At 72.6% G+C, this 11285-nt stretch carries 14 protein-coding genes; 11 read left to right on the forward strand and 3 right to left on the reverse strand.

The window, feature by feature from the left end; genetic code table 11:
• Together PROKR_RS04955 and PROKR_RS04960 are read left to right on the forward strand one after the other, a co-directional pair.
• Positions 1-770: C-terminal helicase domain-containing protein (locus PROKR_RS04955; RefSeq protein ID WP_036960087.1), on the forward strand; the 770-nt coding region annotated here is incomplete at its 5' end.
• A 173-nt stretch (positions 771-943) separates the two neighbouring features.
• Positions 944-1906, forward strand: coding sequence for a PEP/pyruvate-binding domain-containing protein (locus PROKR_RS04960; protein ID WP_036960088.1), 963 nt, complete (start codon positions 944-946; stop codon positions 1904-1906).
• 53 nt (positions 1907-1959) lie between these two features.
• On the opposite strand, the gene PROKR_RS04965 is transcribed toward PROKR_RS04960, so the two are convergent.
• Positions 1960-2826 carry a universal stress protein gene (locus PROKR_RS04965; RefSeq protein ID WP_036960090.1) on the reverse strand — a complete coding sequence of 289 codons (867 nt, stop codon included), beginning with the start codon at positions 2824-2826 and terminating at the stop codon, positions 1960-1962.
• 381 nt (positions 2827-3207) lie between these two features.
• On the opposite strand from PROKR_RS04965, the gene PROKR_RS04970 reads away from it, so the two are divergent.
• Both PROKR_RS04970 and PROKR_RS04975 read left to right on the forward strand, forming a co-directional pair.
• Positions 3208-3435 (forward strand): FitA-like ribbon-helix-helix domain-containing protein, encoded by a 228-nt coding sequence (locus PROKR_RS04970; protein WP_036960148.1) that lies wholly within the window; start codon positions 3208-3210, stop codon positions 3433-3435.
• Positions 3435-3857 carry a type II toxin-antitoxin system VapC family toxin gene (locus tag PROKR_RS04975; protein ID WP_211240030.1) on the forward strand — a complete coding sequence of 141 codons (423 nt, stop codon included), beginning with the start codon at positions 3435-3437 and terminating at the stop codon, positions 3855-3857. The genes PROKR_RS04970 and PROKR_RS04975 overlap by 1 nt, the downstream gene beginning before the upstream one ends.
• Here PROKR_RS04975 and PROKR_RS04980 read toward each other — a convergent pair.
• On the reverse strand, positions 3854-4513 hold the full coding sequence (locus PROKR_RS04980) for a TetR/AcrR family transcriptional regulator (RefSeq protein ID WP_036960092.1): 660 nt from the start codon (positions 4511-4513) through the stop codon (positions 3854-3856). The two genes, PROKR_RS04975 and PROKR_RS04980, sit on opposite strands and share 4 nt — an antisense overlap.
• Positions 4514-4584: 71 nt before the next feature.
• Between PROKR_RS04980 and PROKR_RS04985 the strand changes: the two genes are divergently transcribed.
• Together PROKR_RS04985 and PROKR_RS04990 are read left to right on the forward strand one after the other, a co-directional pair.
• Positions 4585-4971 carry a DUF1761 domain-containing protein gene (locus tag PROKR_RS04985; protein WP_051432680.1) on the forward strand — a complete coding sequence of 129 codons (387 nt, stop codon included), beginning with the start codon at positions 4585-4587 and terminating at the stop codon, positions 4969-4971.
• 18 nt (positions 4972-4989) lie between these two features.
• Positions 4990-5280 (forward strand): DUF1905 domain-containing protein, encoded by a 291-nt coding sequence (locus PROKR_RS04990; RefSeq protein ID WP_036960093.1) that lies wholly within the window; start codon positions 4990-4992, stop codon positions 5278-5280.
• On the opposite strand, the gene PROKR_RS04995 is transcribed toward PROKR_RS04990, so the two are convergent.
• Positions 5249-6268, reverse strand: coding sequence for a LacI family DNA-binding transcriptional regulator (locus tag PROKR_RS04995; RefSeq protein ID WP_036960094.1), 1020 nt, complete (start codon positions 6266-6268; stop codon positions 5249-5251). The two genes, PROKR_RS04990 and PROKR_RS04995, sit on opposite strands and share 32 nt — an antisense overlap.
• Positions 6269-6441: 173 nt before the next feature.
• Here PROKR_RS04995 and PROKR_RS05000 point away from each other — a divergent pair, with 173 nt between their 5' ends.
• The 5 genes from PROKR_RS05000 to PROKR_RS37255 form a co-directional block, all read left to right on the forward strand.
• Complete coding sequence (locus PROKR_RS05000; RefSeq protein ID WP_051432681.1) at positions 6442-6969, forward strand: TRAP transporter small permease; 528 nt, start codon at positions 6442-6444, stop codon at positions 6967-6969.
• Positions 6966-8240, forward strand: a complete 1275-nt coding sequence (locus PROKR_RS05005) for a TRAP transporter large permease (RefSeq protein ID WP_036960096.1) — start codon at positions 6966-6968, stop codon at positions 8238-8240. The genes PROKR_RS05000 and PROKR_RS05005 overlap by 4 nt, the downstream gene beginning before the upstream one ends.
• Before the next feature lie 37 nt (positions 8241-8277).
• Positions 8278-9297 (forward strand): DctP family TRAP transporter solute-binding subunit, encoded by a 1020-nt coding sequence (locus PROKR_RS05010; RefSeq protein WP_036960097.1) that lies wholly within the window; start codon positions 8278-8280, stop codon positions 9295-9297.
• On the forward strand, positions 9294-10151 hold the full coding sequence (locus PROKR_RS05015) for a shikimate dehydrogenase (protein WP_036960099.1): 858 nt from the start codon (positions 9294-9296) through the stop codon (positions 10149-10151). Before PROKR_RS05010 ends, PROKR_RS05015 begins: the two co-directional genes overlap by 4 nt.
• Before the next feature lie 20 nt (positions 10152-10171).
• A partial coding sequence (locus PROKR_RS37255; RefSeq protein WP_036960101.1) for a sugar phosphate isomerase/epimerase and 4-hydroxyphenylpyruvate domain-containing protein occupies positions 10172-11285 on the forward strand: 1114 nt, incomplete at its 3' end.

Genomic DNA, 11285 nt, shown 5'->3' on the forward strand with positions numbered 1-11285 from the left:
CGGGCCGCTCGATCCGGGCCGCCGAGGTCGCGCTCGCCGAGCGCCTGGTGAGCCGCTACCGGTCCGCCGTCCAGGCGCGCGCCGAGAGCTCCGTCGTGGACGACGTCGTCGTGGACGGCGTCGACCTGGAGCTCGCGCGCCGGGTGGCGGCGGCCGAGCTGAAGGACTCGAGCTCGCGCGCCGACGGCGAGAACGTGTTCACCATGGTCCGCCGGATCGGCCAGGCCAAGGCGGGGCTGGCCGCCGACTACGCCGCGCAGCTGGCCCGCAACGTCGGCAAGGTCGTGTTCTTCGCCAAGCACGTCGACGTCATGGACCAGGCCGAGAAGACGTTCGCGGACCGCGGCATCGGCTACGCCTCGATCCGCGGCGACCAGACGCCCCGGGTGCGGGAGAAGAACATCACCGCGTTCCAGGACGACCCGGACGTGTCGATCGTGGTGTGCTCCCTGACGGCCGCCGGCGTGGGGCTCAACCTCCAGGTGGCCTCCAACCTGGTGCTGGCCGAGCTGTCCTGGACCTACGCGGAGCAGACCCAGGCCATCGACCGCATCCACCGGATCGGCCAGGCCGACCCCGTCACGGCCTGGCGGATCATCGCCGCCCAGACCATCGACGCCAAGATCGCCGAGCTGATCGACAGCAAGGCACGGCTGGCCGCCCGGGCGCTCGACGGGGCGGGCGAGGACGACGACGCGTCGTCCACGGACGTGCAGCTCGAGGCCCTCGTCGCGTTGCTCACGGAGGCGCTCGCCGCCGACGGGGTCTGAGCCGCCGGGGTCTGAGCCACAGGCCGCGCCGGTGGTCGCGCGGCCCGGGCGCAGGGGCACCGAAGTCCCTGGGCTCCGGGCCGTTCGGCCCTGGCCGGCCGTCGTCCGGGCGAGGGATGGTTGTCCTGTGCGCTTGCTGCCGGTGGGATCGCTGCCGGCGGGACGGAGGCATCATGACCACGCACGCGGACAGCCGGACCGGGCCCCGCTCGGCCGGTGCGCCGGAGCCGGCTTCGGACGAGCGGTACGTGTACGACCTGGCCGAGGGCAGCGCCGGGATGCGGGAGCTGCTGGGCGGGAAGGGCGCCGGCGTCGCCGAGATGACGCGCCTCGGCCTGCCCGTCCCGGACGGCTTCACGGTGACCACCGCGGCGTGCGTCGCCGCCATGACGAACGACCATCGCTGGCCAGGCGGGCTGTGGGACGAGATCGTGACCCACCTGGAGGCGCTGGAGCGCCGCACGGGCCGCAGGCTGGGCGCCGCCGACCGGCCGCTGCTGGTCTCGGTGCGGTCGGGTGCCGTACGGTCCATGCCCGGGATGATGGACACCATCCTCGACCTCGGTATCACGGACGAGTCGGTGGAGGCCCTGGCGGCCGAGTCGGGGGACCCCCGGTTCGCCTGGGACGCGTACCGCCGGTTCGTGCAGATGTACGGCGAGGTGGTCGAGGGAGTCCCCGCATGCGCCTTCGAGGACGCGCTCACGGCGCTGAAGGACCGTCGCGGGCTGCGGTGGGACAACGAGCTGACGGCGGACGACCTGCGGGAGCTCGTGACGACGTTCCGCGGGGAGGCCCGCCGGGCCACCGGCCACGACCTGCCGACGGACCCGCACGAACAGCTCCGCCGGGCGGTGGACGCCGTCTTCGGCTCGTGGGACAGCCCCCGGGCGCGCGTGTACCGCGAGCTGAACGACATCCCGGACGACCTGGGCACAGCCGTGAACGTGATGCAGATGGTGTTCGGCAACAAGGGCGACACGTCCGCCACGGGCGTGTGCTTCACCCGCAACCCCGCCACAGGCGCGAGGGCATCCACGGGTTCATGGCGTCGTGGCGCGGCCGCGTGCGGCGGGGTGTGCGCTCCCCGCGGGGGCTGGTGCCGAGCCGCATCAGCATCTGGGGGAAGGTGCTGAGGGAGAGCGCCCCGCGCAGGTCGTGCCGTGTCGTGGTACCGCTGCCCCTCGGGTCAGCCCTGGTGGTGCGCGATGATGACGGGGTGGTGCGACCGGCGGAGCACGGCGTCCGCGACGGAGTACCGCAGGCGCCCGGCCGTCTGCGAGTGCGGGCGGCCGCCGAGCACGACGATGTCGTCGGGCCCGAGCTCGTCCAGGAGCGCGTCCACCGGGTTCCCTCCGGCGAAGACGACGTGCTCGCGCACCGAGGGGTACTTCTCGGCCCATCGGCTGACCTGGCGCTGGACGCCGTCCCGCTCCGCCTCCTGGCGGTCCACGTCCGGTCCCCCGAAGTCGAGCCCTGCCGCAGGGTCGGGCTCCATCACGTGCACCGCCACCAGCGGGCAGGCTCGCTGGTTGGCCTCCGCGAACCCCAGGTCGAGCTGGGGGCCGGCGTCGTCGTTGCTCACGGCGACCAGCACGCGGTTCGGCTCGCCGGTGGCCGCGCCGGACGGGACCACGGCCACGGGGCCGGGTGCTGTCGCGGCGAGCGCGCTCGACACCGAGCCGAGCACGGCCCGGTCCAGGGCGCCGAGCCCGCGTCGTCCGACGACCACGAGGTCGGCGGAGGTGGACCGTTGCGCGAGCGCGTGGGCCGGGTCACCGTGCACGACCTGCTCGTCGACCGGGTGACTGCCTGGATGCGCGCCGTCCAGCCGCGCGGCGGCGCGCTCGACGGCGTCGTGTGCGCGTTCGCGGAGGTCCTCGACGCTGACGCCCATCGTCCCGGCCATGTTGGCCGGTGGGCTGACGTACGCGCTCAGCACGGTCAGGGGTGCGCCGTGCCGGTCCGCCGTCAGTGCCGCCCAGTCGACGGCGGCCATGCTCTGCGGGGACCCGTCGACGCCGACGACGATGCCGCGCTGCCACGTGCTGCCCATGATGATCTCCTCAGTCCGGCCCCCGCCTCGGGGTACTCCTTTCCAGCCGACCATCTCGCGCGCACCGCGGGCAGGGCCGACGGTCACGTGTCCACGGGACCTTCGGCCGGGTGGGGACGACCCGGGCACCATCCGGAAGAGGGACGGGAGGCCGTGCGTCAGGCCGAGGGCGCGACCAGCACCGCGGCCCCGTGCACCCGGTCGGCCGATGTCCACGGTGGACCGGGTCGCCGGTCGCGCCGTCATCCACACCCGCTTCCGCTGACCGTGCTGCAGGTCCTCGCCATCGACCTCGGCACGTCAGCGGTCGAGCCGGGCGACCGCCCACCCTGCTTGACGTGCGCGATATCATCGATTCGATATCGTTTGGAGGTGGCCATCATGGAACAGATCCTCATCCGGAATCTCCCCGCCGGGACCAAAGCGGTCCTGACCGAGCGTGCTGCCCGGCACCACCGGTCGATGGAGGCGGAGGCCCGCGCGATCATGGAGGAAGCTCTCGTCGGCGAACCGACGAGCATCGTCGACTACCTCGCCATGCCCGAGAGCGACGACATCGACTTCGAGCCGGAGCGTCTGGGTCTGACGGCCCGTACCGCCGAGCTCTGATGTACGTCCTTGACACCGATGTCATCTCCGCGCTGCGCCGGCCCGACCGCGAACCCGAGGTCGCGGACTGGGCGCGTGCGGTCCCGCTCGTCGACCAGTACGTCACGGCGCTGACGGTCGCGGAGATCGAGCGCGGTGTCGTGCGGAAGGAGCAGACGGACCCCGCCCAGGGGGCGGTCCTGCGGCGATGGCTGGCCGATCGGGTGCTGCCCGGCTTCGCCGGCCGGGTCCTCCCGTTCGACCTGCCCGCCGCGCGGATCCTCGCTCGCTACCCGGTGCCTGAGCACGCCCCGTACGACGACGCCCAGATCGCCGCCGTCGCCGAGGCGCACGGCATGACCGTGGTCACCCGGAACCTCCGCCACTTCGAGCCGTTGGGCGTCCGGGTGTTCTGCCCGTGGGAGCAGGGGCCCAGCACCTAGCCGGCCGCGCCCTCGCCGGCCTCGGTGCCGTAGCGGGCCAGGAACGTGGCGACCGCCTCGTGGGCGACGGCCTCCAGCTCCTCGGCCGGGTAGCGCGCCGTGCCGCCGGTCAGGGTGAGGCGGTTCAGGGGCGCCGCCAGGGTGAGCCAGGTGAGCTGCTCGGCGGCCACCTCGGGCTCGTCGACCCGCAGCAGGCCGCGGGCGGCCAGGTGCCGCAGGGCGTCGGCCAGGAGCGCCTGGTTGTGGTCCCAGCTGCGGCTGACGTAGTCGGCGGCCACATCGGGGAACCGTTCGGCCTCCGCGGTGATCAGGGTTCGCATCTGGAGCACCGGGGCGCTCAGCACGCCGTGGTGCAGGGTGCGGCAGAGCCGCAGCAGCCCCTGGCGGACGTCGTCGGTCGCCATCAGCTGCGCCAGGTGCGGGGCCATCGCGTCGCGGCCGCGGTCTACCCAGTCGCGCACGACGGCCGCGTACAGGATCTCCTTGGACGGGTACTGCCTGTAGAGGGTCTGCTTCGAGATCCGCGCCTGCGCGGCGACGGCGTCCATCGTCGCGCCGGCGTACTGGCGCGCGAGCAGCACCTCGCGCGCGACGTCGAGGAGGTCGGTGCCACGGCTGCCACCGGGCCGGCCGCGGCGCTGGGATGGGCTGGTCACGAGAAAATAGTACTGGACAGTACTGAGGGCGCCCGCTTACAGTACTGTGTAGTACTAAAAGGAGGATCGTCATGATCGCGTTGGGTGTCGCAGTCGCCGCCGTGGCGGCGTTCGTGCTCAGTTCCGTCTACTACGTCGTCGTCTCGCCGCTCGAGAGGCGAGCGCTCGGCGACCGGGTGCTCGACCGCGGCCGCCCCGGCCCGTTGCGGGTGGTCACCGAGCTCGTGCGGACGGCGGTGGTCGCGGCCGGGTTCGCGTGGGTCGCCGCGCAGGCCGGCCTGCCGGCGTTGCCGTCGTCGCTCCTGCTGGCGGTCGTGCTGTGGGTGGCGTTCCCCGTGGTGCTGCTCACCGGGTCGATCATCTGGGAGCGCGTGCCGTGGCAGACCGCGGCCATCCATGCGGGGGACTGGCTCCTCAAGCTCCTGCTCGTGGCGTTCGTCCTCGGGCTCGTCCACTGATCCGAAGGGAATCCGACCATGTCCGCAGTCGGCACCGGTCCGCTGGACCGAAGCTTCACCGCAGTACTGCTCCGGAGGGAGGCGAAGGGTGGCTGGACCTACCTGAAGCTGGACGGCTCCGCCGAGTACTTCGGCACCCGGGGTCTGGTCAAGGTCCGGGGCACCATCGACGGCGTCGAGTTCACCAGCTCCTTCATGGCGCTGGGCGACGGCACCCACAAACTGCCCGTGGCCGCCGGCCTCCGCCGCGAGATCGGCAAGGAGGCCGGCGACACGGTCAGCGTGCGCCTGCTGGAGCGCCTGGGCTGACGGGCTCCCGCGCCGGCCCCGACGACTCCCGCAGCACCAGCTCGGTCGGCAGCCTGATCTGCTCGGCGTCCTGCGTGGTGCGCCCGGCGAACTGGTCGATCAGCAGCTCGACGGCCAGCCGGCCCGCGTGCGCGCCGGGGCCGCCGAGCGTCGTCAGCGACGGGTGGACGAACTCGGAGGCGAAGATGTCGTCGAAGCCGACCACGCTGACGTCGTCGGGCACCTTGATGTCGCGCTGGGTGAGGCGGCGGATGACGCCGAAGGCCAGCAGGTCGTTGTGGGCGACGACCGCCGTCGCGCCGGTGCGCAGGGCGCCGTCGGCCGCGGCGCCGCCGTTGGCGACGTTGGGGGTGTAGGGGCCGACGCGGTGCGCCGTCAGGCCGTGTTCCTCCGCCCCGGCGCTCAGCGCCGCCCAGCGCACCGCACCCATCCAGGACCCAGGTGGGCCCGCGCAGTAGGCGAAGCTGCGGTGCCCGAGCGAGGCGAGGTGCGCCAGGATCTGCTGGCAGCCCGCGCCGACGGCGAGCGTGACGCTGGTCAGGCCCGCCAGCTCGCGGTTGAGCAGCACCACGCGGTGCTTCTCCGCCAGGGCGACCAGGGCGTCGTCGGACAGGCGGCTGGCTGCCAGGACGAAGCCGTCGACGTTCGGGGACAGGTCGCGGACCTGGTTCTCCTCGATGCGCTGCGACTCCTCTGCGTTGACGATGACGAGCGTGACGTCGGACGCCTTGGCGCGCTGCTCCGCGCCGCGGATGAGCTCGAAGAAGTGCGGGTTGGTGATGTCGGACAGCACCATCGCGATGGTGCGGTGCCGCCCGCCGGGCAGCGCGCGGTTCTGCGGGACGTGCTCGTAGCCGAGCTCGGCGGCCGCGGCGAGCACCCGCTGTCGGGTCGCCTCGTTGACCCGGCCGGGCTTGTTGAAGGTGCGCGAAACCGTCGAGGCGGCCACGCCGGCCGCCTTCGCGACGTCGTAGATCGTGGGCTGCACCCGGGCATCTAGCCATATGTCCTGCAATTTTGGCAACTACTTGCACAACTTGCCAGGTGGTTTCTACTGTCGCCGCACTACGACGCCGCACACCGACGTGCGGCGGCACCGCACCGCACACGGACGTGCGGTGCCGGACGGAAGGGGATCGTCCCGATGTACGTGAAGCACCCATGAAGCAGGGCCTGCGGCGCGTCGTGCAGGTGCTCACCGGCATCGAGCTCGCCATCGCGTGCCTGGCCACGGCCATGATCTTCGTGCTCATCCTGTTCCAGGCGGCGCAGCGCCACCTGCCCGTGCCGCAGATCGTCTGGGCGGGCGAGATGTCGCAGTTCGGGCTGATCTGGCTCACGTTCGTCGCGGCCGGCGTGCTGGTCACCCGCAACGGCCACATCGCCATCCAGCTCATCGACAACGTCCCGGGCGCCGTCCTCGCGCGCGTGGTGCAGACCGTCGCCATGGCCCTGGTCGCGGTCATCTCCGCGGCCTTCACCTGGGCGTGCTGGGAGCTCGTGCACTCCGCCGGCTTCCTCACCTCGCCCGCCCTCAGGCTGCCGATGTCGTGGGTCTACGCGATCGCGCTGATCGGGCTGGCGAGCGCGACGCTCCGCGCGGTGGTCGCGGCGGTGCAGATCGCCCGGTTCGGCCCGCCGCCGCCCGACCACGACGGAGTCACGATCGAGGGCGAGGCCGTGCGATGACGTCGCTCCTGCTGCTGGTCACGATCATGCTGCTGCTGACGCTCCGGGTGCCGGTCGCGTTCGCGTTCCTCGGCCCGGGCCTGGGCTACCTGCTCATCGAGGGGCAGTCGCTCGGCCTCCCGATGCGGTTGGTCGCCGACGCCACCGGCAACTTCGTGCTGCTCGCCGTCCCGCTGTTCATCCTGCTCGGTGTGGTCGCCAACCACGCGGGCATCGCGGACCGGCTCTTCGACTTCGCGCTCGCCCTGTTCGGCCGGGTGCGTGGCGGGCTCGGCTACGTGAGCGTCGGCGTCAGCCTCGGCTTCTCCTGGATGAGCGGCTCCGCGGTGGCCGACGCCGCGGCGCTGAGCAAGGTGGAGATCCCGCCCATGCTGCGCGCCGGGTACTCCCGGCGCTTCGGCCTCGGCGTGGTCGGCGCGTCCGCGTTGATCGCCCCGGTCATGCCGCCGAGCATCCCCGCCGTCATCTTCGCGGGCCTGGCCTCCGTCTCGACCGGCGCCCTGTTCGCGGCCTCCGTGGTGCCGGCGCTGCTGATGGTCGCCGGGCTGTGCCTGGTGGTGTTCCTGCTGGTGCGCCGCCAGCCCGGCATCCGGCACATCGGGTTCTCCTGGCGGCGGGTCGCGCAGACCGGCAAGCGCGTGCTGCTTCCCCTGGGGGCGCCTGTGGTCATCCTCGGGGGCATCCTGGGCGGCTTCTTCACGCCCACCGAGGCGGCCGCCGTCGGCGCGGCGTACATGATGGCCCTCGGCTTCGCCTACCGACGCCTGAAGATCAGCGACCTGCCGAAGATCTTCGTCGAGACCGTGCTGACCACTGCCGCGATCATGCTGATCGTCTCGTCCGCGGTGCTGCTCGGCTACGTGCTCGCCCTGGAGCGGGTGCCCCAGGCGCTGTCCGGGCTCGTGCTCGGGTTCACCGACGACGGCACGGTCTTCCTGCTGATCGTGCTGCTCCTGATGCTGGTGCTCGGCACCGTGGGCGACGCGACGCCCATCCTCGTGCTCGTCGTGCCCATCCTCATGCCGATCGCCACCACCCTCGGGGTGGACCCCCTCGTGCTCGGCGTCGTGATGATCATCTCGCTGATGATCGGGCTCCTCACGCCGCCGGTCGGCACCGTGCTCTTCGTCCTGAGCTCCACCCAGAAGGTGCCGGTCGGCGAGGTCTTCCGAGGAACCCTCCCGTTCATGGTGCCGCTGACGCTGGTCTGCGTCCTGATCATCTTCTTCCCCGGCCTCGCCACCTGGCTGCCGGCCCTGCTCGGCCTCTGAACCTCCGCTGCTCGGTCCGAACCGAAAGGGAACCCTCATGTTCGCTCGTCGTACCACCGTGGCCGGCGCGGCCGCGGTCCTGCCCCTCGCCCTGCTGACCGCCTGCGGCGGCACCGGGACCGACGACGCCGCCGGAGGCGGCCAGGTCGAGCTGACGCTCGCGCACAGCTACACCGAGGACCAGCCGCAGCATCTCTGCGGCGCCCAGGTCATCAAGGAGGAGGCCGAGGCCGCGGACGTCGGCATCACCGTCGAGGTCTACCCCAACAGCCAGCTCGGCGGGGACGCCGACCGGATCGCGTCGGTCCAGGCCAGCGACGTCGACATCGACATCCAGGGCGCGTCGGCGCTCGCGGCCGTCTACGAGCCGGCCGGCGTCGTCGACGCCGCGTACGTGTTCGACGACGCGGCGCACCTCGACCGGTTCTTCGCCGACGGCTCGGCCGACCAGCTCGAGCAGGACTTCAAGGCGGCGTCCGGCGGTGTCTCGATCCTCGGCGCGTGGTCGGCCGGGGCCCGGCAGTTCACCGCCGACCGGGCCATCCGCGAGCCCGCCGACCTCGACGGGCTGCGGATGCGGTTCCCGGGCTCCGCGCAGCACCTGCTCAACGCCGAGGCCCTCGGCGCCCAGGCGACCGAGGTCGCCTACGAGGAGCTCTACCTCGCCCTCCAGCAGGGCGTCGTGGACGGGCAGGAGAACCCGCTGACCAACATCGACGCCAGCAATCTCGTCGAGGTGCAGGACTACCTGAGCCTGTCGGACCACGGCCAGAACTCCAACCTCATCGTCGCCGCGCCGTCCTACGACGCCGAGCTCGACGACGACCAGCGGGCCGCCCTGGACACGGCTGTCGCGGCCGCCGTCGAGCAGATGCCCGGCTGCGTCGAGGACGCCGAGCGGGAGATCCTCGAGGCCTGGGAGCAGGACGGCGCCGTCCAGGTCGTCGACGACGTCGACCGCGAGGCCTTCGCGGAGCAGACCGACGCCTGGTTCCGGGACAACCTCGAGGGCGACTCGCTCGCGGTCTACGAGGCCATCCGGGACTCCGCGCAGTGACCGGCGAGTACCGGGTGGCCCTGCTGGGGAACGGCATCCGGGCCTCGCTGTCGCCCGCCCTGCACATGACGGAGGCGCGGCACCTCGGCCTCGGCTACGAGTACCGGACGGTCGACCTGATCGACCGCCCGCACGTGGACCTCGGCGCCGAGCTCCGCCGGCTGGAGGATGCCGGCTACGTCGCGACCAACGTGACCCACCCCTACAAGCAGGCCGTCCTCGACCACGTGACCGACCTCAGTCCGACCGTGCGCCACCTCGGGTCGGCCAACCTCGTGCTGTTCGACGACGGCCGCCGCACCGCGCACAACACCGACCGGCCGGGGTTCCGCGCCGCGCTCGCCGGGTTCCTCGGCGACGACGGTGCCACCGGCGCAGTGCTCCAGGTCGGGGCCGGGGGAGCAGGCCTCGCCACGGTGGCGGCCCTGCTCGACCTCGGGTTCGACACCGTCGTCGTGCACGACGCCGACCCGGCCGCGGAGACGACCCTGCTCGACCGGTTCTCCGCCGGCCGGCCCCGGCTGCTGCCTGGCGACGGCGGGCTCGACCGTTGGCTGCCCCGCGTCGACGGCGTCGTGCACGCCACCCCGGTCGGCATGGTCGAGCACCCCGGGGTCGCGTTCGACGTCGACCGGCTCGCGCCGTCCGCCTGGGTCGCCGAGGTGGTCTACCGGCCCCTGGAGACCGAGCTCCTGCGCCGTGCCCGGGCCCGCGGCCTGGCCACGCTCGACGGCGGCGGGATGGCCGTGGGGCAGGCCGCCGAGAGCCTGCGCCTGATCACCGGCCTCGACCCCGACACCACCCGGATGCACGCCCACTTCCACCGGCTCGTCACCCGACGGCCCGGTACCTGAACCACCGGCGGAGGACCGACATGCGCAAGTCGATAGCGACCGTCTGCCTCAGCGGCAGCCTGGAGGACAAGCTCTACGCCTGCGCCGACGCCGGCTTCGACGGCGTCGAGATCTTCGAGCCCGACCTCGTCGTCAGCGACCGCAGCCCCGAGGAGATCCGGGCGCTCGCCGACCGGCTGGGCCTGAGCCTGGACCTGTACCAGCCGTTCCGGGACTTCGAGGGCGTGCGGCCGGACCTGTTCGAGGACAACCTGCGCCGGGCCCGGGCGCGCTTCGAGACCATGCGGCGGCTCGGCATCGGCACCGTGCTGGTCTGCAGCAACGTCGCGACCGCGACGATCGGCTCCGACCAGGTGGCGGCCGAGCAGCTGCGCCGGCTGGGTGACCTCGCGGCGTCCTACGGGGTCCGGGTGGCCTACGAGGCGCTCGCGTGGGGACGGTTCGTGGACGACTACCGTCGCTCGTGGGAGATCGCCCGGCTGGCCGACCACGAGGCGGTCGGGGTGTGCCTGGACAGCTTCCACATCCTCTCCCGCGGGCACGACCCGGCAGCGATCGAGGAGATCCCGGGGGAGAAGATCTTCTTTGCCCAGCTCGCCGACGCCCCGGCCCTGACCATGGACGTGCTGTCCTGGAGCCGGCACCACCGGCTGTTCCCCGGCGAGGGGGCCTGGGACCTCGGCCGGTTCGTGACCCACCTCGTGCGCGCGGGGTACACGGGGCCGCTGTCGCTGGAGGTGTTCAACGACGTGTTCCGGCAGACCGACACCGGCCGGACCGCCGAGCACGCCCTGCGGTCCCTCGTCTGGCTCGAGGACCGGGCGTCCAGGCTCCTGGCCGACGACGGCGTGGTCGACGGCGCGGGCCCGGCCGTCGTGCTCGACCGGATCGCGGACGTCGACGTGCCGACCGGCTACGACTACGTCGAGATCAAGGCCGAGGACACCCACGGGGTCGAGGTGATGCTCGACCAGCTCGGGCTGACCTTCCGCGGGCAGCACCGCACCAAGCCGGTGCGGCTGTGGTCGTCCGGCGCCGCGAACGTGGTGCTCAACGAGCAGCGGGCCCGCGACCTGGCGCCGCACGTGGCCGGCATCGGCCTCGGCGTGGCCGACGCGGCGGCGGCGAGCGACC

The sequence above is a fragment of the Promicromonospora kroppenstedtii DSM 19349 genome, from assembly GCF_000515355.1.
Lineage (GTDB): Bacteria > Actinomycetota > Actinomycetes > Actinomycetales > Cellulomonadaceae > Promicromonospora > Promicromonospora kroppenstedtii.

Excerpts from the sequence above, each read along its gene's own strand:
- PROKR_RS04985 (WP_051432680.1), top strand. The coding sequence starts at position 4,585 with ATGATCGCGTTGGGTGTCGCAGTCGCCGCCGTGGCGGCGTTCGTGCTC.
- PROKR_RS04960 (WP_036960088.1), top strand. The coding sequence starts at position 944 with ATGACCACGCACGCGGACAGCCGGACCGGGCCCCGCTCGGCCGGTGCG.
- PROKR_RS05005 (WP_036960096.1), top strand. The coding sequence starts at position 6,966 with ATGACGTCGCTCCTGCTGCTGGTCACGATCATGCTGCTGCTGACGCTC.
- PROKR_RS04970 (WP_036960148.1), top strand. The coding sequence starts at position 3,208 with ATGGAACAGATCCTCATCCGGAATCTCCCCGCCGGGACCAAAGCGGTC.
- PROKR_RS04975 (WP_211240030.1), top strand. The coding sequence starts at position 3,435 with ATGTACGTCCTTGACACCGATGTCATCTCCGCGCTGCGCCGGCCCGAC.
- PROKR_RS04965 (WP_036960090.1), bottom strand. The coding sequence starts at position 2,826 with ATGGGCAGCACGTGGCAGCGCGGCATCGTCGTCGGCGTCGACGGGTCC.
- PROKR_RS05010 (WP_036960097.1), top strand. The coding sequence starts at position 8,278 with ATGTTCGCTCGTCGTACCACCGTGGCCGGCGCGGCCGCGGTCCTGCCC.
- PROKR_RS04990 (WP_036960093.1), top strand. The coding sequence starts at position 4,990 with ATGTCCGCAGTCGGCACCGGTCCGCTGGACCGAAGCTTCACCGCAGTA.
- PROKR_RS05000 (WP_051432681.1), top strand. The coding sequence starts at position 6,442 with ATGAAGCAGGGCCTGCGGCGCGTCGTGCAGGTGCTCACCGGCATCGAG.